The organism is Mycobacterium sp. 29Ha, from assembly GCF_032883055.1.
Lineage (GTDB): Bacteria > Actinomycetota > Actinomycetes > Mycobacteriales > Mycobacteriaceae > Mycobacterium > Mycobacterium gallinarum.
The window spans coordinates 14076-36015 of record NZ_JAMQTI010000009.1 but is presented as its reverse complement, the minus strand read 5'-3'; the positions used below and the strand labels follow the sequence as shown (position 1 = coordinate 36015).

22 protein-coding genes and 1 tRNA gene are annotated in these 21940 nt (G+C 64.2%); 8 read left to right on the top strand and 15 right to left on the bottom strand.

The window, feature by feature from the left end:
• Positions 1–2: 2 nt before the first annotated feature.
• A complete protein-coding gene (locus tag M1248_RS13485; protein ID WP_317148691.1) occupies positions 3–1181 on the bottom strand; it encodes an acyl-CoA dehydrogenase family protein in 1179 nt (392 codons plus the stop codon).
• A gap of 286 nt (positions 1182–1467) precedes the next feature.
• Here M1248_RS13485 and M1248_RS13480 point away from each other — a divergent pair, with 286 nt between their 5' ends.
• Positions 1468–2208, top strand: a complete 741-nt coding sequence (locus M1248_RS13480; RefSeq protein ID WP_317148690.1) for a response regulator transcription factor — start codon at positions 1468–1470, stop codon at positions 2206–2208.
• An 8-nt stretch (positions 2209–2216) separates the two neighbouring features.
• Positions 2217–3335, top strand: a complete 1119-nt coding sequence (locus M1248_RS13475; RefSeq protein ID WP_317148689.1) for a sensor histidine kinase — start codon at positions 2217–2219, stop codon at positions 3333–3335.
• A 90-nt stretch (positions 3336–3425) separates the two neighbouring features.
• Here the strand turns inward: M1248_RS13475 and M1248_RS13470 are convergent, their stop codons facing one another.
• From M1248_RS13470 to M1248_RS13445, 6 genes are all read right to left on the bottom strand, one after another.
• Complete coding sequence (locus M1248_RS13470) at positions 3426–4106, bottom strand: DUF305 domain-containing protein (RefSeq protein ID WP_317148688.1); 681 nt, start codon at positions 4104–4106, stop codon at positions 3426–3428.
• Positions 4107–4343: 237 nt separating this feature from the next.
• The gene (locus tag M1248_RS13465; protein ID WP_317148687.1) at positions 4344–4907 is read right to left on the bottom strand and encodes a DinB family protein; all 564 of its coding nucleotides are present in this window, start codon (positions 4905–4907) and stop codon (positions 4344–4346) included.
• 180 nt (positions 4908–5087) lie between these two features.
• The gene (locus M1248_RS13460) at positions 5088–5363 is read right to left on the bottom strand and encodes a WGxxGxxG family protein (RefSeq protein WP_083127154.1); all 276 of its coding nucleotides are present in this window, start codon (positions 5361–5363) and stop codon (positions 5088–5090) included.
• Between the two features lie 445 nt (positions 5364–5808).
• Complete coding sequence (locus M1248_RS13455; RefSeq protein WP_317148686.1) at positions 5809–7176, bottom strand: hypothetical protein; 1368 nt, start codon at positions 7174–7176, stop codon at positions 5809–5811.
• Positions 7173–7382, bottom strand: a complete 210-nt coding sequence (locus M1248_RS13450; RefSeq protein ID WP_317148685.1) for a hypothetical protein — start codon at positions 7380–7382, stop codon at positions 7173–7175. Before M1248_RS13450 ends, M1248_RS13455 begins: the two co-directional genes overlap by 4 nt.
• Positions 7383–7668: 286 nt before the next feature.
• The gene (locus M1248_RS13445) at positions 7669–8379 is read right to left on the bottom strand and encodes a YcnI family protein (RefSeq protein ID WP_317148684.1); all 711 of its coding nucleotides are present in this window, start codon (positions 8377–8379) and stop codon (positions 7669–7671) included.
• A 390-nt stretch (positions 8380–8769) separates the two neighbouring features.
• On the opposite strand from M1248_RS13445, the gene M1248_RS13440 reads away from it, so the two are divergent.
• The 5 genes from M1248_RS13440 (at position 8770) to M1248_RS13420 (ending at position 13338) form a co-directional block, all read left to right on the top strand.
• Positions 8770–9144 (top strand): BlaI/MecI/CopY family transcriptional regulator, encoded by a 375-nt coding sequence (locus tag M1248_RS13440; protein ID WP_163737219.1) that lies wholly within the window; start codon positions 8770–8772, stop codon positions 9142–9144.
• Positions 9141–10064, top strand: coding sequence for a M56 family metallopeptidase (locus tag M1248_RS13435; protein ID WP_317148683.1), 924 nt, complete (start codon positions 9141–9143; stop codon positions 10062–10064). Before M1248_RS13440 ends, M1248_RS13435 begins: the two co-directional genes overlap by 4 nt.
• A 376-nt stretch (positions 10065–10440) precedes the next feature.
• Positions 10441–10851 carry a hypothetical protein gene (locus tag M1248_RS13430; RefSeq protein ID WP_317148682.1) on the top strand — a complete coding sequence of 137 codons (411 nt, stop codon included), beginning with the start codon at positions 10441–10443 and terminating at the stop codon, positions 10849–10851.
• Between the two features lie 106 nt (positions 10852–10957).
• Positions 10958–12067 carry a PLP-dependent cysteine synthase family protein gene (locus tag M1248_RS13425; RefSeq protein WP_317148681.1) on the top strand — a complete coding sequence of 370 codons (1110 nt, stop codon included), beginning with the start codon at positions 10958–10960 and terminating at the stop codon, positions 12065–12067.
• Positions 12064–13338, top strand: a complete 1275-nt coding sequence (locus M1248_RS13420) for an MFS transporter (protein ID WP_163728812.1) — start codon at positions 12064–12066, stop codon at positions 13336–13338. Before M1248_RS13425 ends, M1248_RS13420 begins: the two co-directional genes overlap by 4 nt.
• Positions 13339–13462: 124 nt before the next feature.
• Here the strand turns inward: M1248_RS13420 and M1248_RS13415 are convergent, their stop codons facing one another.
• Both M1248_RS13415 and M1248_RS13410 read right to left on the bottom strand, forming a co-directional pair.
• Complete coding sequence (locus tag M1248_RS13415) at positions 13463–14866, bottom strand: serine/threonine-protein kinase (protein WP_317148680.1); 1404 nt, start codon at positions 14864–14866, stop codon at positions 13463–13465.
• Positions 14867–15044: 178 nt separating this feature from the next.
• Positions 15045–15118 (bottom strand) — tRNA-Pro (locus tag M1248_RS13410).
• A 90-nt stretch (positions 15119–15208) separates the two neighbouring features.
• On the opposite strand from M1248_RS13410, the gene M1248_RS13405 reads away from it, so the two are divergent.
• Positions 15209–16696, top strand: a complete 1488-nt coding sequence (locus M1248_RS13405) for a cryptochrome/photolyase family protein (RefSeq protein ID WP_317148679.1) — start codon at positions 15209–15211, stop codon at positions 16694–16696.
• Here M1248_RS13405 and M1248_RS13400 read toward each other — a convergent pair.
• From M1248_RS13400 to M1248_RS13375, 6 genes are all read right to left on the bottom strand, one after another.
• Positions 16693–17460, bottom strand: coding sequence for a sulfite exporter TauE/SafE family protein (locus M1248_RS13400; RefSeq protein WP_163737226.1), 768 nt, complete (start codon positions 17458–17460; stop codon positions 16693–16695). The two genes, M1248_RS13405 and M1248_RS13400, sit on opposite strands and share 4 nt — an antisense overlap.
• An 88-nt stretch (positions 17461–17548) precedes the next feature.
• Complete coding sequence (gene der / locus M1248_RS13395) at positions 17549–18952, bottom strand: ribosome biogenesis GTPase Der (protein WP_163728820.1); 1404 nt, start codon at positions 18950–18952, stop codon at positions 17549–17551.
• Positions 18949–19632: a (d)CMP kinase gene (cmk, locus tag M1248_RS13390; protein ID WP_317148678.1), complete on the bottom strand. Its 684-nt coding sequence runs from the start codon at positions 19630–19632 to the stop codon at positions 18949–18951. Before cmk ends, der begins: the two co-directional genes overlap by 4 nt.
• Positions 19629–20372: a pseudouridine synthase gene (locus M1248_RS13385; protein ID WP_163728826.1), complete on the bottom strand. Its 744-nt coding sequence runs from the start codon at positions 20370–20372 to the stop codon at positions 19629–19631. Before M1248_RS13385 ends, cmk begins: the two co-directional genes overlap by 4 nt.
• Entirely contained in the window at positions 20365–21105 is a 741-nt protein-coding gene (gene scpB / locus M1248_RS13380) for an SMC-Scp complex subunit ScpB (protein WP_317148677.1), read from the bottom strand. Before scpB ends, M1248_RS13385 begins: the two co-directional genes overlap by 8 nt.
• Entirely contained in the window at positions 21095–21940 is an 846-nt protein-coding gene (locus tag M1248_RS13375) for a segregation/condensation protein A (protein ID WP_317148785.1), read from the bottom strand. Before M1248_RS13375 ends, scpB begins: the two co-directional genes overlap by 11 nt.

Sequence of the window (21940 nt, the reverse complement as noted above, 5' to 3'; positions counted from 1 at the left end):
GTTCACAGTCCAAGGATGGTCGAGGCAATGATGGTTCGCTGCACCTCGTTGCTGCCGCCGTATATCGAGGTCTTGCGATAGTTCAGGTACTTCGGCGCGGCGTGCTGCGCCCACGCGGGCGATGCGGCATCGGCCGCGCCGAATGGCAGCGCGTTGGGGCCGGCGACCTCCACCAGCAAATCAGTGACCGTCTGCTGCAACTGGCTACCGCGCAGCTTCAGGATCGATGAGGCCGGGTTCGGCTTGCCCGTTCCCTCATCGCCGCTGACGCGCAACTGTGTGAGTTCCAGTGCCAGCAGCTCACATTCGGCCTCGGCGATCCGGGACGCAAAGATCGGATCCTGCAACAACGTGGTGTCACCGTCGCCGATGGTTGTGGTGGCCGCGTATCGCTTGACGTCGTCGAGCCAAACTTTGGTGGTGCCGATCCGGGCGATGCCGGTGCGCTCATTGGACAGCAGGAATTTCGCGTAGCCCCAGCCCGCGTTCTCTTCACCGACGAGCTGATCGGCAGGCACCCGAACGTCTTCGAACCAGACCTCGTTGACCTCGTAGCTGCCGTCGATCAGCTTGATCGGCCGCAAGGTGATGCCGGGGGTACTCATCTCGGCAAGCAGGATCGATATGCCGGCTTGTTTTCTCGGCGCGTCGGGATCGGTACGCGCCAACACGAAGATCCAGTCTGCGAACTGGCCGAGCGTGGTCCAGGTCTTCTGGCCGTTGATCACGTAGTGGTCGCCGTCGCGCACCGCCGTAGTGCGCAGGCTCGCCAAGTCCGAGCCGGCCTCTGGCTCGGAGAAGCCTTGTGCCCACCAGATGTCCAGGTTTGCCGTCGGGGGCAGAAACCGCTGCTTCATCTCCTGGGAACCGAACTGTGCGATGACCGGGCCGATCATGCTGGCGTTGAAGGCCAGTGGTTCGGGGACGTGGGCCATCCGCAACTCGTCAGACCAGATCTGGCGCTGCAGTGGAGTCCAGTCTTTGCCGCCCCACTCGACGGGCCAGTTCGGCACCGCCAAACCGGCGGCGTTGAGGATCTGCTGGGTGGCGACCATGTCCTCGGGGAAGCGCAACTCGTCGTTGCGAGCCCGCTCGAGGATCTCGGCCGGAACCTGGGTGGTGAAGAAATCCCGCAATTCGTCCCGGAACTTCGCATCCTCGTCGCTGAGCGCTAATCGCATGATCGCGACCCTACTTTCTCTCGTGGCCTCGTCACACTCGCGTTAGGAGCCTATAAAGGCCGCATTTGGTGCGGGTGTCCATGTCCAGAAAGGCCGCGGGCTCGGCCAATCGCACCACTGCGGCTGGAAAGTAGCGGGTTGGAAGCCATACGGCGCGGTCCAGGCCTAATCCTTTTTTGTGGCACATGCGTGCGGTCGGGTACAGAACCGACGATCATTCTGTGAAGATTCGCTCAAGACCTGGGTCGTGGGTTCCCGAATTCCTTCGGGGCGGCACGATGAAGGCATGGACAAGCCTGCGGCTACCCACCCTGCGGGTTATCGAGCGTTGGTGGTCGACGACGAGGTGGCGCTGGCCGAAGTCGTCGCGAGCTACCTCAGACGCGAGCATTTCGATGTCAGCCTTGCCCACAGCGGGGCTGATGCCCTGACGCAAGCTCGTGAGATCGATCCGGACGTCGTCGTTTTGGACCTCGCACTGCCGGGCATCGACGGCTTGGAGGTGTGCCGACAACTGCGCTCGTTCTCCGATGCCTATGTCGTGATGCTCACCGCACGCGATACCGAACTGGACACCGTCGTGGGCCTGTCGGTCGGTGCCGACGACTATGTCACCAAACCGTTCAGTCCCCGGGAATTGGTTGCGAGGATCCGGGCCATGCTGCGCCGGCCTCGCACCGTCGCAACGCCGATGGATGCCGCGGCCACCGTCGCCGAACCCCCACCGCGGGCGTTCGGGCCATTGTCCATCGACGTCGCGGGCCGCCGAGTGTTTGTCGATGGTGAGCCAGTCCTGTTGACCCGCACCGAGTTTGACGTCCTGGCCGCATTATCGTCGCGTCCGGCAGTGGTCTTTACCCGTCGCCAGCTCCTCGAGGCCGTCTGGGGGGACTACTGGGGTGGCAATGAACATCTAGTCGACGTTCACATCGGACATCTGCGTCGAAAGTTGTCGGATGACCCCGCCGATCCCCGCTACGTGATCACGGTCCGCGGTGTCGGCTACCGAATGGGAAGCGGCCAGTGAGGACAGCAATGAGCATTCAACCCGGGTCACGGCGCAGTCCTGGAGTCGGGGCCCGGCTGCTGCTGGCGCAAGCCTTGGTGCTCCTCGCCGGCGGCGCCACCACATGGATTGTCGCTGTCATCGTCGGCCCGCCGCTGTTCCGGGACCACTTGCAGCAGGCGGGGCTTCCCCATTCATCCAACGAACAGTTCCATGCCGAGCAGGCCTACCGGTACGCCACAGCCATCTCCATCGCGGTCGCTATCGGGGTGGCCGCATTGACCGCTCTTCTCGTCACCTGGTACTTCAGCCGCCGCCTGCAGCGCTCAATCGCCGAGGTCGCTTCCGCCGCCACTGCGGTCGCTGACGGCCGCTATGACATCCGCGTGTCGCCACTGCGCCTAGGGGAAGATTTCGCGAATCTGTCCGGCGCGTTCAATCGGATGTCTGAGCGGCTCGAAACGGTCGAGGCCACTCGGCGCCAGCTCTTCGGTGACCTCGCCCATGAGATCAGGACACCGGTCTCGGTGCTCAGGGCCTACATCGAGGCCGTCGAGGACGGAGTGAAAACCCTTGACCCCGAGACGGTTGCAGTGCTCAACGATCAAGCGGGCCGGCTGGTGCGCTTCTCCGATGACTTGGCCGCGCTCGCTCAAGCCGAGGAAGGGCCCGGTGCGGTCGCGCCACGGTGGATCGACCCCCGTGCCGCGATCGCCACCTCCGTGGCTGCGGCAACTGATCGATATGCGGACAAGGACGTCGAGTTGTCATTCGATGCCGTTGACCCGCTGCCCAAGGTGTGGGCGGACCCTTTGCGCCTGGCACAGGTGGTGGGAAACCTTCTCGACAACGCTCTGCGTCACACCGCTCCGCGAGGTCACGTCGAGCTCAACGCGGCGGCGCAGCCCGGCAAACTGATCATCACGGTGAACGACGACGGTGATGGCATCGCTGCCGAGCACCTCCCGCACGTGTTCGAACGTTTCTACCGCGCCGATTCCGCTCGCGACCGAGGCCACGGCGGCGCTGGGATCGGGTTGGCAATCGCCAAGGCCCTCACCGAAGCCCACGGCGGCCGCATCACGGCAGCCAGCCGCGGACCCGGGCTGGGCAGTACCTTCACAATCGAGTTGCCCCTTACCCGCTGACGCCCCGTGGCCGCACGCAATGCAGTCCACCCCGATCAGCACCCAGAGGCGCGGTGAGCACCGCCGCGGCATTCGCGCCTGACCCGGCTTCTATAACGAGGCCAAGATCTTGTTCATCGTGTCGATCTCCTGCTGCTGGCTGGTGACGATCGACTGTGCCAAGGCAATCGTGTCGGGGTACTGACCATCCTTGATCTCGTTCTGCGCCATGGTAATCGCACCCTCGTGATGCTCGATCATCTGAGTCAGGAACAGCTTGGTGGCGGCCACTCCCTGAGCGTTCCGCAGTGCGGCCATGTCCGCCTCCGACATCATGCCGGCCATCCCCGGCATGCCGTCCATTCCTGGCATGCCGGGCATCCCACCGTGGCCGGGCATCCCGCTGTGACCGGGCATCCCGCTGTGACCGGGCATATCCATCCCGGGCATCATCGGCATCGCGGGCACGCCCCACTGAGTGAGCCAGGACTGCATCTGTTGAATCTCGGGAGCCTGAGCGGCCTTGATCTGCTCGGCCAGGTCTAGAACTCGCGGGTCGATTCCTTGCTTATCCAACACAATGTCGCTCATCTCGATTGCCTGCTGATGATGAGGGATCATGTGCTGAGCGAACATCACATCAGCGTGATTATGGGCTTCGGTGGCCGACGCCGACGGCGCAGACACCGACGACGAATCAGCTCCCTGCGTAGTGCCGGTACTGCTACACGCACCAACGGTGACCAGCGCCGCCAGCGTGGCCGCACCGACGGCCAGCGTCTTCCTCTTCATCACAATGAGTCCCTTCCTCGGTTTCACGTCGACGCGACTGCAGCGCCCCTGGTCGACGCACGGCCCATCCCGACGTGTCTTCGAGCATTCGCGTCGCCCGTATGGCGCCACTAGACGTTCTGTGAAGATTCGATAAAGAACGACAACCACCCATCGAGATGCCCTCACACAGCAAGGGTTTGGCGTGCCGACTGACGACGACAGTGGCTGGGGGCGGACGTCATGCACCCGGGTGGGTCAGCCTTGCGGAGGGGGCTGTCGCGACTCATCGACCGCGTTCAGCGTCAACTGTCGGCGGTGGTGGTCGTAGTGCCGGCCGGGATAGGCGTAGACGTCCGCGAGCGTCATGTAATCGCGAAAGTACGGATCCCACCCGCGCGGGTAATGCATCCCACGGCGAAAGGCATCGACGCTCTCCCGGGCGAGGGACCCCTCGAGCTTCTCGATGACGCGGTCCATCTTCTTGCCCATGCGCCGGCGATTGAAAACCAGAGCTGCAGCGCAGGACCCGTAATAATTGATCGCGTGGAACGGCCGCGTCGCCGCGTCGAGAAGCCGGGCGAAGCTGCGGCTGGCGCCGTCCGGTAGTCGGCCGAACGCGCGCACGAGAATCAGTAGCCGTCGCACGACCATGTATCCGAACACCATGTGGAAGAGCAGTTGCTCGTTGGTCCAACGAGTGCCCGACGTTGGCTTCTTCCAGTCGAGGTCGTTCGCGCTGGACAAGAGGAGCTGAAAATCGGCGCGCGCTCGTTCAAAGTCTGCCGCGAGCGCTGCACGATCGATCACTGGTTCCGACATGGCTCACCTTGATCCGCGAAGTTCGCAACTCGAGCCTATGCCGTGCGACGCCAGTGCGACAGGGTCAACACTGTCGAGAGGTATACCGCTGTCACCTGTCCTTGGTGTGGCAGCCCCGACACGCAAGAACGCGACCCCCGCCAGAAACACTGACGGGGGTCGCGTTCAGCCCTGAATGTCTTACGCGCGCGGGTTGTTGGTGATGGTGCCGCCCGCGCGGGTCGCCGGGTAGTCGGCGTCCTTGCGCCGCTTCAGGCCCACGAGACCGACGAGACCGAGCAGACCGGCAAGGCCCCACAGGCCGTTGTCGCCGCCGTCATCTTCGGGCGCCTCTTGCGACTGCGCCAGGGTCGTGGTGGTGCTAGACGGTGCTTCGAAGGTGGATGCGGTTGCAACGCCCGTACCGCCGAACAGCAGGGTAAGGGTGGTGGCTCCGACAACGAGTGTCTTGTTCATGTATTTCTCCCAATGGTTTGACCGGCCGAATCACGACCGGTCGCTGAATAGATGCGGACCGGGGTGCTCCAGTCATGAAAGTCAGGGGGTGCCGGTGTTTGCTCCGGCTAACCTCAACTCGCCAGCCAGTAATTGACGGAAGTGCACCGGTCCAAACCACACAGCTTGCAACTTGTGTCCTCTGAAACTTGTTTTGCCAGCTCAGCGGTGTTGGTGATGAATAACACTGCGCTGGTCAACGACACGAGTTTGGGTCGAAACGATCCGGGCACTCGATCAGCAGTGGGCTTCATCTGGCGAGGGGATGTCGCTGATGTTCCTGCGAGGCGGTCGGCGCGGTCATCCCCTCTGTTAAGACCCTAGCTTTGCCGGGCCGACCGTCGTCCCCTCTAACCGGATAACACTGTCACCTGCACTCATCGCCCCGATGCCCGCGGGTCTGCGGTCAGGCGCCGAACAGTAGGTACAGGCCGGCGAAGGTATAACCGACCATGGTCAGCATCATCGCGAGCTGGCCCGTCAGTTGATGACCTACCGGCAGCACCCGCAGTGCCTTGTCGTGCGCGGCGATCACAGCCAACATGTGTCCGATGACCACGGAGGCGACCTTGATGGTCCACAGCAACGTCGGGTTCAGAGATAGGAAGTACTGCACGTCGCCGGAGTCCAGGCCGAGGAGATGCCAGCCCCGGCCGAGCGGGTCGGCGAGCCGCACCATGGTCTCCTGGCCTCGCTCGACGAGGTAGGAAAGGTAATGCGCGAAAATGTATCCCACGACTATGGGAATGAGGCTGTGGGCGAGTAGTCCAGGTAACTCGCGGCGTCGTTCGCGACTTACACCGGCGGCCGCGCGGGCCGCAGCGGAGAATGTCACGCCGACTGCAACCACGAAAAGCAACAGTGTGAGGGTTCGCAACACCGTGCCGCCCGCGAAATCGCCGACCAGAGGAATGGCGGCGGCGTTGCGATTGACGAAGTTACTGTAGGTAGTGGACTGGGAGAAGCTGTCGAACGCGGTGGATCCGAGGAGCACCGCCATCACTGCTACGGTGCCGGGGCGCACCGGCATGGTGGGCAGATGATCGAGCGGATTGCCGAGGACAATGCGCCCTGTGGCGCGATTTCTTCTAAATGGCGCCAGCCGCGAGACTGTCACGCTGTACACCTCGAAGGGGTCGGCTCGGGCGAACCATGTCGTTCCGAATAGTGCTGCGCCAACGAACATTGCGACCAGATAGATGAGGATCCAGATCTTGATCGCCGTGAGCGAGCCAGGATCGGAGCTCGCTAATTCCAGCCACACGAAGGCAAACAGCCCCACCACCGCCGGCCAGTATCCCCAGCCCGGCCGGTACTGCAGACGGCCCTGAGAGGCCGCGGCGTCGCGGCGTCCGACCTGCACCAGTCGCCATACCGTGCGCACCGGCGAGATCACTCGCCAAATCGGGCCCACGACAACCGAAATGGCGACGATCCCGACCCACAGCAGCACATAGAACACACCCGGTAGCGCGTTGTCATTGTCTTGGGGTCCCCAGATTGCGGCGACGGCCACCCAAATGGAAAAGATCGCGGCGGCCGCCGCGACGATCCATCGTACGACCGGAGAGTCGACGGCAGCAGTCACCCACGCGGGTAATTCGCGTCCTGGCTTCGCTGGGTCGAATCGCGGCGTCCTCCAGGCGACAGCGACAACGGCGAATGTCGCAGCCAAGGCCCAAGCCGCCCCAATCAGCGCGTACGACAACGGCACTGGGAGATCGGTCGATCCGCCTACCCCGTGCGCGAGGACCGTCACCGCTTCCGGCGTCAAGGCCGGACTTCGATGGTGACGACCGTGACGTGCAAGTCGTGCAGCTCCACGGCGACGCGACCGGGAATGTCGACGGTGAATTCAAAGCGCTGGTCTGCGGCGGCGGCCACGTCAAAGACATGTTCGGGCACGGAGTGCACGTGCAGGCTGTCCACCGCGTCGCTGGTCACCTGAAGCACGATCGGCTCGCCCGCGACCGCCTGCACCGTTGAATTTGTGGGTGTCACCACGCCCTTATCGACGGTGACGTCGATGACCGTCCCGGCCTCAGCGCTCGTAGAAGGTGTCGCCGCAGAGGTTTGCGCGGAAGGCGACTGCGCAGCAGAGGATGAGTTCGGCGGCGAGGCTTCCGAACCACACGCCGCGATGACGGCGACAGCCGCGCCAATTGCGCTCGCTCTTAGCCAAATGCAGCTTCTACTCATATCAATTCCGTCCACCCGATAGTTGTCCTGGAGTGCGCGGTGCGTTCATGCTGGCGCACAACCGCAACTACTCCGTCGCCGTGGAGCGCTCGGGAGTCGCCTCCGCACCAGGTACGGCGGGATGAGCGGATCGCCGGGCCCGGTCTATCGAGAAGATGCCCAGCGCGACGGCGATTACCGCAAACCCCAGAGCGGTCCAGGCAATCACTGAGGTCATACCGCTCCCGCCGCTTGTTGCAGTGTTCGAACTCGCGCCGATAGTCACTGTCGGCACCGGGAACTCCGGGTCACTGCCTTCGGGCGCCGGTTCAGTCCAAGCGTCCGTTTTGCCATCGGCGAAAGTCTGATAGGTCGGCAAAGAGAGCGACTGTACGTCTGGGAGAGGGTTGGCCTCGAGGACGAAATCGTCGAATTGGCCTGGCATGATCCCCGGACCGGTCGCGGTCCACGTCACCGAACTGACCACCTCATCGACTCTCGTGCCGTCGTCTCTGTAGATCGGCGGATCCGTCTTCTTCTTCTTGATATCGATGTTCCAGCCCGCTACTGGTTGCGGCCTCACAGTCCGGATCTGAACGTCGTCAGGTATCCGAACTTCCACTTTGACGGTGGGGGGGTTATCTGACTCCGCGGGCACTCGCAGCGTAATGAGACCCGTCTCCCCCGGTCCCCCTCCGTCAAAGTAGGCATTCACGTGGGCCGCCGCTGAAGGGATTGCAAGCAGTGCCGCCGCGCCGCTGAGTAGGAAAATTCCGACGATACGCACAAGAGTCTTCAACACAGACCACCTCCGTTTGTGAATAGCAGTCATCGAATCGACATCGAATGTGCCTGCCTCAGTTCGGAATTGTCCCTGCGCAACGTACGGTCGCTTACGTCCACACCATCTCTCCCGTATGTGATGGCAGTTCGTGGCGGAGGCTCTTCCTCACCGAGGGCACAGTCTACGGGGTAAGACCGTAGATGGGTGTCGATGAGATGCGGCGGGTCGCGATCGAGCGCCGCATGGATCGCGCACTCAAAGCGGTCGCCGTCTCCCGGCCCTAGTCGACATAGCTGTGTCGCGCGTGCGTGTCACAACCGCTTGACCCCGACGACAGCTACATTGTGTCGAAGGATCAGTCGAGTGACGCGGTGGACGTCGGACCGTGTCGATGCGGAGTACGACATGCAGCAGCGAGCTTTCGGTGACCTGGAGGCCGTCATCATGGACCTCGTTTGGGACTACGACGATCCCGTGACGGTGCGTCAGATCTTTGACGAACTCTCCGCCGACCGCCAGATCGCCTACACCACCGTGATGTCGACGATGGACAACCTCTATCGCAAGGAGTGGCTGAGCCGTGAACGCAGCGGCAAGGCGTACATGTATCGCCCTGTGATGAGTCGCGAAGAGCGTTCCGCTCGACTGATGCGCGCTGCATTCGAGACGGGCGGCGACACCAATGCCGTGTTGGCCTTCTTCGTCGAGCAAATGAGCGCTGAAGAATCCGCGCAATTGCGTTCAGCGTTGCGTCGTGGTGGTAACCGGCGGCGCCGATGACCACCGGCTTATGGCTACTGCTCTACGGCGCCGCGCTGGCCTGGCTTTCTCCGACACTTCTGCGACGGCTCACCAAGTCCGGCGTCAGCCCTCAGATGGGAGTGGCGGCGTGGTTGACGGCGATCGCAGCGACGCTCATCGCATGGGTCATCGCCGTAGTGCTCATCGGTCTGGCAGCTATCGACGGGGTGTTGGGCACGTCGGCGGTCACCTTGTGCCTCGAGTTGTTCGGTCTTTCCGAGCATGGGGGGCTCCCCGGCCTGAGTGGATCGATCGCGTTGACGATCGTAGGCATCAGTGCGTTGATCGTTTTCCTGTTGAGAACGAGTCGGTCGGTCACACAGCTGAGGTCGCGAAGCCGCGACCACGCGAACGAAGTGCTGCTGGTGGGCCGGCGGACCGCGCGCCCCGGCGTTGTGGTCGTCGATGCCCAGAGATCGGCGGCCTACTGCGTTTCCGGGCGCCCTCCCGCAATTGTGGTAACCAGTGCGGCTTGGTCATCTTTGGCCAGCTCCGAGCTTTCCGCTGTCTTGGCGCATGAGCAGGCACATATCGCTGGTCGGCACCACCAGCTACTGATGGTGCTGCGTGCGATGGCGGCGGCCCTCCCACGACTGCCCTTGATGCAGCAGAGTGCTCTCACGGTTGCTGAATTGCTGGAGATGTGTGCCGACGATGCCGCTGCTCGGCGACACGGCGCCGACCCGATTCTGGGCGGGTTACTTGCCATGGCTGAACCGCACCACACAATCCCGGCCGAAGGACTGGCAGCGGCGAACACCGCGGTAGCAGCGCGAGCGATGCGGCTTGCTCAGCCTGCGCGCGGGCGTGCCAAGTGGAGCCAGAGACTGATACTCGCGCTGAGCATGTCGCTGATGCTCAGCGCGCCTGCCCTCATCGAACTGCTGTGTCATCACTGAGTAGCGGCGGGAATGTTGGCCAGACATCTGCTGCGCGCTTCGGAGCGCCCTCACCTGTGATTCCCATCACAGGCCGACAGTCGCCAGGATCAAGGCGCGGCGGTGTCTGAAGCAACAGCATGGGTACTGGGCGTCGGTTCAGTAAGCAATCGAAAATCTACGGAGTAGAACCGTAGATAACCAGCATGTATGCCGAAGCTCCCACGTGAGAATTTCGTCAAACGCATTACTAGTCAATGACACTCGGATACTCACTGAACCGGCCGTGATGCGCGGCAAATCACCAACACGCGCGCATTGCGGCCCGATCACAAGACGGCGTCGAACTGGCGGGTCCGCAAATCGGGCTCAATCCGCTGCTACAGTCGGCTGCATTGTGAGGTACAACGACGCCCGACAGAATGCGCGATGGCACGCCGTCGTCGCAGTCTCGGTCGCGTTCGTCGTGCTGATCTCGGCCACCGGATGGAAGCTCACCGAGCACGAGCATCCGGCACATCATGGCCCCCACGTCCTGACCTCCAGTATCTTCACCGACTCTGCCACCGTGATCGAGCATCCGCACGTGCAGGACGGTTCCGTCCCCATCACACCTGACACCTTCGCCGAAGCCCCCCTGCCACGTACAGCTACGTTGCTGGTCGCAATCGGCCTCGTCGCCGTTATCGGCGCGGCATTCTCCTGGTGGGCGACGGGTGCACCTGCTGTTATTCGAGGCCCTCCAAGACGGGGTGGTTCCGTCGCCGGGCAGCAGCTGCTGCTTCGACTCTGCATCGCGCGCCGCTGATTCGGTAGCGCCAGATTCGCGCCCCTTGGCGCGGGTCGGTGAACGCTACCCATGTCAGCCGCCGCGGCAAAGAACGTCGTGGCATCACCGAAAGTGACCCACGTTCATGAGCCCTGCTCTGTCCGTTCACTCGCCACACCACTACGCCGTCCATCATCAACACCTGCGTCGCTTCGACAAGCCCGGCACGATGATCGGAAATACACCTGTCTTGAGGATTGCGGCGCCGTTCACTGACGACAATCGCGGGTTTTGGGCCAAACTCGAAGGGTTCAACCCCGGTGGGATGAAGGACCGTCCCGCCCTACACATGGTCGAACGAGGCCGCGCCCGCGGCGACTTACGGTCCGGCAGCCGCATCGTCGAATCAACAAGCGGCACATTGGGACTGGGGCTGGCCCTGGCCGGCACCGTGTATGGCCACCCAGTGACTCTGGTCACCGATCCCGGGCTCGAGCCGATCATCTCGCGGATGCTGACCGCCTACGGCGCCGACGTCGACGTCGTCACCGAACCGCATCCTGAAGGTGGGTGGCAGCAGGCGCGACGTAATCGAGTGATGGAGATCCTCGAATCAGACCCCGGCGCGTGGTATCCGGACCAATACAACAATCCCGACAATGTCGACGCCTACCGGGGTCTGGCCGAAGAGCTGTCAGCGCAACTGGGCACCATCGACACCCTCGTCTGCTCTGTCGGCACCGGAGGACATTCGGCCGGGATAGCACGGGTGCTCCGCGAAACCAATCCCGAACTGCAGCTCATCGGCGTTGACACCATCGGCTCAACCATCTTCGGTCAGCCGGCACGGCCCCGATTGATGCGAGGGTTGGGGTCAAGTATCTACCCTCGCAATGTGGACTACGCCGCCTTCGATGAAGTTCACTGGGTCGCTCCCGAGCAGGCCGTATGGGCATGCCGCACGCTGGCCGCTACCCACTACGCCACAGGCGGCTGGAGTGTTGGCGCGGTCGCTCTGGTCGCCGGTTGGGTCGCTAGGACCAATCCGTCCAGCGCAACCATTGCGGCGGTCTTTCCCGATGGGCCGCAACGCTACTTCGACACCATCTACAACGATGATTACTGCAGCGCCAACGGACTGCTTGCCAGCAGCCCGCCGCGAAGTCCAGAACTCATCACCGATCCACGCAATCACGTCGTCACGTCCTGGACACATACGTCATCAATCACAGATCCGACGGTGGTGTCGCGATGAGCTTCATCGCGCAGTTTCGCAGCTTCGGCTGGCCAAGCCGGTTGTTGATGGTCAATCAGTTCGGCATCAACCTCGGTTTCTACATGCTGATGCCCTATCTCGCCGGCTACCTCGCCGGTCCGCTGGGGCTTGCCGCGTGGGCGATCGGACTGGTCCTTGGCGTGCGGAACTTCTCGCAGCAGGGCATGTTCATCGTCGGCGGCACGCTCGCTGACCGTCTCGGTTTCAAGCCGCTGATCGTCGCCGGGTGCTTACTCCGCACCGCCGGATTCGCCCTGCTAGTGGTCGCCGATTCGCTACCTGCCGTGCTGATCGCCTCTGCGGCAACAGGTTTCGCGGGTGCTCTGTTCAATCCAGCTGTTCGCGCCTACCTCGCCGCCGATTCAGGACCACGCCGCGTCGAAGCGTTCGCGACATTCAACATCTTCTATCAAGCGGGAATACTGGCCGGGCCGTTGGTGGGGCTTGCGCTGTTGGCCCTCGACTTTCGCATCGTCGCAGCATCGGCTGCGGCCGTCTTCGCGATTCTGACCGTGGCCCAACTGTTCGCACTACCGCAGCATCGTGGGACGCCGCAGACCGAGAAGAGCACCGTTCTGCAGGACTGGCGGACCGTCCTCGCCAACCGATCCTTCCTGCTTTTCGCCACCGCGATGATCGGCTCCTACATTCTGTCCTTCCAGGTGTACCTGGCGCTGCCGTTACACGCCAAAATCCTCGTACCCGCGCATGAATCCCTTGTCGTGGCAATGGTCTTCGTCGTGTCGGGGCTTGTGGCCGTTGCCGGACAGCTGCGCATCACCCGATGGTTCACCAGGCGTTGGGGGTCCGGGCACTCGCTGGTGATCGGCATGCTGATCCTCGCCGCAGCATTCACGCCGATGATCTTCATTCCCAACGGAGCACGGTTCGGCGAGCTCGCCGCAGTCATAGCCCTGGTCGTTGCGGCAGCAGTACTTGCTGTCGGCTCCGCGGCAGTGTTTCCCTTCGAGATGGATGTCGTCGTCTCACTGGCCGGTAACCGATTGGTCGGTACGCACTACGGCTTCTACAACACGATCGTGGGCATCGGCATTCTGGCAGGCAATCTGGCCACCGGCGCGCTGATGCAAGCCGCGCGCACCGCTGGCCATGAAGAACTCATCTGGCTCGCGTTGACGGCGGTCGGGTTGGCGGCTGCCGCGGCGCTCTACCGGCTCGACCGCGCAGGACGAATGGTCCCCGAATTGCCAAGCACCCCAGGGTATATCGCTCAAACACGAAAAACATAGGCGTCGAGTTGGCCGCGATAACAGTTGAGGGCGCGGAGCTGAATGCTGAAGGTCCACAGGAGAGTGAGTACATGCGGCGAGCCCGTCCCGGCTGAAAATACCCTGAAAGCCCGGCTATTTCGGCTTACCGTTTCCCGCCATTTCCGTTGGCGTTCCCGTTGTTTCCGTTTCCGTTCCCGTTGTTTCCGTTGCCGGTCTTCCGATCGCCAGCACCCCTGGCGCCATTGATGATGCCGTTTTCGTCGCCGCGGCTGACACTGCCGGAACCATTCCCGCTGGCGCTGCCGCCTGAGCCGCGACCGCTGAAGCTGCCCGTGCGGCGTAGTTCGGGTGGCCTCGCTACCTCCACCACGCGTGTTGGCGAGGGCTGTTCCGCCTCCACAAGCACCACGACGGGCACAGGAGAGGGAGGAACGGTCGGCGCTGTCGACAGGGGAACTTCTGTCACCCCAATAGGGGAAGGCACTGGGGTGCTGACGCTGAAGGTTTCGGGCGCGGTCGTGGGTGTCGTCGACAACGGATTCGACGTTAAGGCAAGCACCGCCAGTGCCATCGCTCCTAGTAGGACACCGGACCCGGCAACTTTGAGCACCCGCTCCGGTGAGCGTTTGACCGAGGCAGCCGGCACCGCATTCACCACTGCCGAGCTCTTGCGTCGAACTCCGAATACCCTCGGCGATCGCCCATGAGCAATTGCCGGAACGGGACTGACGAGGGCCGTCGTATCTCCGTCCAACGCCGTCCGCATAGCATCGGCGCTACCGAATCGCCGGAGCGGATCTGGTGACATCGCACGCTCGATCACGTCGGCAAGCACTGGATCGATGTCTGGACGCAAATCCTTCAGTGGGAGTGGACGGCCCTCGATGATCGCATGGGCCAGCGGCATTATGTCCTCTTGCGAGAACGGCTTTTGACCCGTCAGCGCCTCATACCCAACGACACCGACGGCGTAGAGATCGTCATCAACGGATGCAGGCTTGCCGCTAACCCTGTCTGGGCTCATGTAGGCCAGCGTGCCGACGATATGACCAGTCGTCGTATGGACAGATGTGGCGGTCTTCACAATTCCGAAATCGGCAACTTTGACGGTGCCCGATGGCGCGACCAGCAAATTGCCGGGCTTGATGTCACGATGCAGCATTCCCGCATCGTGCGCGACGGCAAGAGCCGCGAGCACGTCGCGCAGCGCCGCAAAAGTCTGCGCCTCAGAAAGCGGTCCGAGCGCTATCTGGTCGCCGAGGGTGTCGCCCGGCAGTCGCTCCATCACGATGAACGGAGTCTCGTTGTCGTTGCCAATGTCATACACCCGGACAATGTTTGGGTGGTTGAGACCGGCCGCCGCGCGCGCCTCGATTTCGAACCGTTGCCGGACGTCGGCTTGCGAGCTCAGACCCCGGCGAAGGAGCTTGATAGCCACGGGGCGGCTCAAGCGAGTGTCCCAGCCGTCACACACTTCGGCGGTAGCACCGAACCCCAGCACGTCGCGAAGTTCGTAGCGTCCGCCAAGCAGCCCGACGCCGTTCATGACCGTTAGGTATCCGTAATGTCCGCAGTACAAACCCTCATCAAACAATTAATTGACGGTGCCGCTAACTGGCCTCCGGGATGCAGGACCGGCCTGTGATGGCGCTTCGGCTCCCAGCATCATGTCCTCCGAAAATGAAAAAACTCGCCCGGCTCCGCCGGCGAGTTTCTTTTCATTGTCGGGCTGACAGGATTTGAACCTGCGACCACTTGACCCCCAGTCAAGTGCGCTACCAAGCTGCGCCACAGCCCGCGGTGCTGCCGGGATCGCCGGCAGCAGATCGAAAGCCTACCGCAGCGCGCCGTCACAATTGCAATCGCTCGGGCCGGGTACTCGCCACCTGTGACCGCGCACGATGACACGCCGCTCTGGCTCTTCGCCGACCAGTTGGGGCCCGCGGTCTACGGCGGAGAGCACGCCCACCGCAAGATTCTGCTCGTCGAGGCCACCTCCGCGCTGCGCCGTCGCCGCTACCACCGGCAGAAGCTGCACCTCGTCCTGTCCGCGCTCCGCCATGCCGAGCGCGACCTCGGCGACCGGGCCACTCTGCTCAAAGCCGACACCTACACCGACGCTCTTGAGCGCTTCGGCCGCCCCGTCCTGGTCCACGAGCCGACTTCGCACGCCGCCGAGCGGTTCGTCCACCGCCTCAAGAAGCACGGTCTCGTGGCCGACATCCTGCCCACCCCTACCTTCGCGCTCCCCCGCGCCGACTTCGCCGAGTGGGCCGGCAACCGCACGAGATTCCGGCTGGAGGACTTCTACCGCGACCAGCGCCGCCGCTTCGACGTCCTCATGAACGGTGCCGATCCCATCGGCCGGCGCTGGAACTACGACGAGGACAACCGCGAATCTCCACCCAAAAAGCAAGCGACACTTGACGCTCCGAAGCCCTACCGCCCCCGCGAGGACGACATCGACGACCAGGTGCGCCGCGATCTCGACCGCATGGACATCGACACCGTCGGCGACGACGGCCCACGCCTGTTCGCCGTCACACCGTCAGAAGCCAAGCGAGCGCTGACCCGCTTCATCGACCACCGCCTCGAACTGTTCGGCCGCTACGAGGACGCCATGATGGGCCAGGACTGGGCCATGTCGCACTCACTGCTGTCCGTCCCGTTGAATCTCGGCGTCCTGCATCCTCTCGACGCCGTCCACGCTGCTGAGCAGGCTTATCGACAAAAGCAGGCTCCGCTGGCCGCCGTAGAAGGCTTCATCCGGCAGATCCTCGGCTGGCGCGAATACATGTGGCACCTCTATTGGCACTTCGGCCCGGCCTACCTCCGCAACAACAAACTCGAAGCGCGGGCCAAGCTGCCGGACTGGTGGATCGACCTGGACGCCGACGCCGTGACCGCCGAATGCCTGCGCCACGCCCTGATGGGTGTCCGCGACCGAGGCTGGACACACCACATTCAACGGCTCATGGTGCTGGGCAACCACGCGCTGCAGCGCGGGTACAACCCACGCGAGCTGACCGAGTGGTTCGCCACCGCCTACGTCGACGGCTTCCGGTGGGTCATGCCGACCAATGTCATCGGCATGAGCCAGCACGCCGACGGCGGCAAGCTCGCCACCAAGCCCTACGCGTCCGGCGGCGCCTACATCAACAAGATGAGCGACCACTGCGCAGACTGCGCGTACGACCCGAAGAAACGGCTCGGCGACGACGCGTGCCCGTTCACCGCGGGCTACTGGGCATTCGTGCACCGCCATCGAGACCTGCTCGCGAAGAACAACCGCACGCAGCGGGCGGTGTCATCGATGGAGCGACTCAAAGATCTCGACGCGGTACTCGAGCAGGAGAAGGCGCGGACGCACTTCTAGATCGTCAGCAGCCGCCACAACCCGATCAGACCAACGACGACGATGAACGCGCGCAGCGCATTGGGCGACAGTCGTCGTCCGTAGTGGGCGCCGAGGAACCCGCCGATGGTCGACCCGAGCGCGATCAGCCCGGCGGCCAGCCAGCTGATCCTGTCGAACGCGACGACCGTGTAAGCCACTGCCGCAACAATATTCACGACCAGCGAGAGCAGATTCTTGGCCGCGTTCATCCGCTGCATGTTCTCGGGAAGCAGCGCGCCCATCGCGGCGATCAACAAGATTCCCTGTGCGGCGGTGAAGTACCCGCCGTAGATGCCCACCGCGAAGGTCGCGATGACGAGCATCACCATCTTCCGCGGCGACACGTGTTCCGCCGACTCGCCGGCCGCCTCCGATCGCCGCCGCGCCCAGTCCTGGATGCGCGGCCCGACCACCACCAGCACCAGCGCGAGAATCAACAGCACCGGCACGATCTGCTGGAACACCTTCTCGGGCAGGTGCAGCAGCAGCCACGCACCCAGCCCTGCACCGAAGAACGACGCCGGTAGCTGCCACCGCAGCCGATGCCACTGCCCGCGCAGTTCGCGGCGGTAGCCCCACGTACCCGACGCGCTTCCGGCCACCAAGCCGACGGCGTTCGACATCGTCGACGTGACCGGTGGATAACCCAGCGCAACCAGGGTGGGGAAGGTGATGAGGGTGCCCGACCCGACGACTGCGTTGATGGCACCTGCCCCGACGCCGGCGAGGGCGATCAGGATCATGTCGAGAACGGGCACCGGAGCGAGCCTAGTTGAGCGAATCCGGCGCGCTAACCAACCGTGAGGGTGTGCCGGCGCGCCCGATTCGCAACTATCGAGAGCGTGAGCCGCGCTTCTCGCGCACCCGCACGTTGATACGGATCGGGCTGCCCTCGAATCCGAACGTCTCGCGTAACCGCCGCTCCAGGAACCGGCGGTATCCGGCCTCCAGGAATCCGGTGGTGAAAAGCACAAATGTCGGCGGCCGGGCCGTGGCCTGGGTGGCGAACAGGATCCGCGGCTGCTTACCCCCGCGCACCGGGGGCGGGGTCGCGGCGACGATCTCCTTGAAGAACGTGTTCAAGCGGCCGGTGGGCACACGGGCGTCCCACGATTCCAGTGCCGTCTCCAGGGCGGGCACCAGCTTCTGCACCGCGCGTCCGGTCATCGCCGAGATGTTGACCCGCGGCGCCCACTGCAGCTGCGCGAGCTCCCGGTCGATCTCCTTTTCCAAGAGGTAGCGGCGGTCCTCATCGACGAGGTCCCATTTGTTGAACGCCAGTACCAAAGCCCGGCCGGCCTCGATCACCATCGACAGCACGCGCTGGTCCTGCTCGGTGAGCGGCACCGACGCGTCGATCAACACGATCGCGACCTCGGCGGAATCGATCGCGCCGTGCGTACGCACCGACGCGTAGAACTCATGCCCGCTGGCCTGCCCCACCTTGCGACGCAATCCGGCGGTATCGACGAATCGCCAGAGCTTGCCGTCCATCTCGATCAGCGAGTCGACCGGGTCGACGGTCGTGCCCGCGACGTCATGCACCACCGAGCGCTCTTCTGCGGCAAGACGATTCAGCAGCGAGCTCTTGCCGACGTTCGGCTTACCCACCAGCGCGACGCGGCGTGGTCCTCCCCCGCCCGACGCGATCTCCGACACCGTCGGCAAATCCTCGATCAGTTTGTCGAGCAGGTCGGCCACTCCGCGGCCGTGCATCGCGCTGATCGGGTGCGGCTCACCTAGCCCCAGCGACCATAGGGCGGCGGCGTCGGATTCGCCGCGCTCACTGTCAACCTTGTTGGCTGCCAGGAAGACTGGTTTGCCGGATCGCTGCAGCAGTTTCGCCGCGGCCTCGTCGGCCGCCGTCGCGCCCACCACGGCATCGACCACGAGGATGATCGCGTCGGCGGTGCGCATCGCGACCGACGCCTGCTCGGCAACCAGCTGTTGCAGTCCCTTGGCGTCGGGTTCCCATCCTCCGGTGTCCTGTACGACGAAGCGGCGTCCCAGCCAGTTCGCGTCGTAGGAGACCCGGTCCCGAGTGACACCGGGAACGTCCTGCACCACCGCCTCGCGACGGCCCAGAATCCGGTTGACCAGTGTCGACTTGCCGACGTTGGGCCGCCCGACCACGGCCACCACCGGTGGCGGCGCCGCCGCCTCCTCGATAGCCTCGGCGACGTCCTCGGCCCCGAGCTCCCAGTCACTCTCGTCAGCCCAAGTGCCGTCTGTCATTTCGACGCACCGGCGCGCTGCTCGGCCAACTCGGTCAGATGCGCGACCACCTCGGGCTCGGTCATGTCACTGGTGTCGACCACCACCGCGTCGTCGGCGGCACGCAGCGGGGACACCGCGCGGGTCGAATCCAGATGATCCCGGCGCTTCACGTCAGCGAGCACGCTTTTGTAGTCGTCCTCACGTCCGGCCGCGACGTTCTGGTCGTAGCGACGCCGCGCCCGCTTCTCGGCCGACGCCGTGAGAAAAATCTTGAGGTCGGCATCGGGCAGCACGACCGTCCCGATGTCGCGGCCCTCGACAACAACGCTGCCCGGCCCTTCGGCGAGCTCGCGCTGAAGCCCGACCAGGCGCGCGCGCACCGCAGGCACCGCCGATACCGCGGACACCGACTTCGTCACCTGATCACCACGGATCTCCCGCGAAACATCCTCTGCGTCAAGGTAAGCCTTGTCCTCGTCGGGGTCGTAGCCCACCGACAACGGGACATCCGCAGCGACCACCTCGATCGCAGGCGTATCGGCCAAGTCGACACCGGCTCGCAGGACGGCCAGGGTGACGATGCGGTACATCGCTCCGGTATCCAGGTAGCGGGCATGTAGGGATCGCGCTAAACCCCTTGACACCGAGGACTTTCCGGTTCCGGCGGGACCGTCGACCGCGATGATCAACCCGCTCACATCCCCACCGCCTTGTACAACGTGCCGAGCTCCTTCTGTGTCAACACCCGGATGGTGCCCGGCCGCTGATCCCCCAATGACACCGCCCCGATTTCGGTGCGCACCAACTCTTTCACCGGGAAACCGACGGCCGCAAGCAGCCGACGCACGATTCGTTTGCGGCCTTCGTGCAACGTGACCCGCACCAACGTCTTGCCCGGCACCGTGTCCACGACGGCGAAATCATCGACGCGCGCGGGGCCGTCGTCCAGTTCGATCCCGTCACGCAGCTTGCGGCCCAGGCCGCGCGGCACAGTGCCCATCACCGTCGCCAGGTACGTCTTGGGTACTTCGTAGGACGGATGCATCAGGCGGTGCGCGAGCTCGCCGTCGTTGGTCAACAGCAGCAGTCCCTCGGTGTCGGCGTCCAGCCGGCCGACGTGAAACAGCTTCTTGTTACCGCGAACCCGGTGCTCGACCAGATCGCCCACGCACGGGCGCCCCCGGTCGTCGGACATCGTCGAGTGCATGCCCTTGGGCTTGTTGATCGCCAGGTGCACCAACGTGTCGTCGACGGTGATCCGGGCGCCGTCGACCCGGATGACCGAGACGTCGGGGTCCACGCGAGTGCCCAGTTCGGTCACGATCCGATCGTCGACCTCGACGCGCCCGTCGAGGATCATCTTCTCGGCGACCCGGCGCGATGCAATTCCGGCCTGCGACAACACCTTCTGTAAGCGCACGCCCTCGGATTCAGCCATCCGCGTCTTTGTCCAGATCGAAGTTCGTCGGCGCCTGCGCCGCCGGCGCACCGCTGAGCTTCATGAAACGCGGCTCCTCGTCGAGTGTTTCGCTCAAGTCGTCGATCACGTCGACGTCGGGCAGCAGCGGCGCGATGTCCGGAAGGTCGGCCAACGACGTCAAGCCGAGCCGCTCCAGGAACAGTTCGGTGGTCGCGAACGTCACCGCACCCGAGTCGGGGTCGACGCCCGCCTCCGTGACCAGTCCACGCGCAAGCAGCGTTCGGATGACCGCGTCGACGTTGACGCCGCGCACTGCGCTGACCCGCGCGCGTGTCACCGGCTGGCGGTAGGCCACCACGGCCAGCGTCTCGAGCGCGGCGCGCGTCAACTTGGATCGCGTACCGTCGAGCAGCAGCCGCTCCACGTACGGCGCGAACCGCGCGCGCGTGTACATCCGCCAGCCACCGCCCGCCTCGCGCAGATCGATCCCGCTGTCGCGGTCGCGCAGTTCGTCGGCCAACGCCTGCAGCTTGGCCCCGACCCGGAAGGCGGGCTGCTCGGTCGCGGCGGCGAGCTGCTCGATCGTCACCGGCGTGTCCACCACCAGCAGCAGCGCCTCCAGCACCGACCCGAGCTCCGAATCCTCCAACTCCGGCGCGTTGGCCACATCGATGCCGAGATCCAGCCGCTCATCGAGGTCCGTCTCGACCGGGGTGTCAGTGGAGACGTCGGTCGAAGTGTCATCCGTCATAGTGGTCTTCTTCCACCGCCAGGTGTTGATGGGTAGGCCGTTCGCCGGTCCACGAAATCTGGAGCGCACCAAGCGGTTCTGGTTGTTCGAATGCTACTGCCTTGGCCCGGTACAGCTCGAGCAGCGCCAGGAAGCGTCCGACGATCTCGATCGGTGCCGCACAGTCGGCCACCAGGTCGCCGAACGACGCCCACTGTCCGACGCCGCGGCCCTCCAGCAGCGCCATCAGGTTAGTGACCTGCTCGGGCACCGACACCGCCACCTGGTGCAGGTGTTCGAGCGCGACGGTCGGCACCGGACGCGGGGTGAGCGCCGCCGCCGCGACCTGGGCGAATGTCTCGGCGTCGACCCCGATCATGACCTCGGGCAACAGGTCCTGGAAGCCCTCTTCCAGCGCCACCGCCCGCGGATAGCTGCGCAGTGCCGCGGACTCGAGTTCGGCGAACATCTCCGCGACGTGTTTGAACGCCCGGTACTGGAGCAACCGGGCGAACAGCAGGTCACGGACCTCGAGCAGGGCCAGATCGTCCTCGTCGTGCACCTCCCCGGCCGGCAGCAGCCGGGCCGCCTTGAGGTCCAGCAGCGTGGCCGCGATCACCAGGAACGTCGTCGTCTCTTCGAGCTCGAGCTGGACGCCGATTTCCTTGGTGTACGCGATGAAGTCGTCGGTCACCTGATGCAGCGCCACCTCGGTGACGTCGAGGCGATGCGCGAAGATCAGCTGCAACAGCAGGTCGAACGGCCCTTCGAAATTGCTCAGCCGAACCTGGAAGCCCGCCTGCTGCGACCGGTCAGCATCTGATGTCGCAGTGTCGTCGGTTCCGGCCTCGGTCAC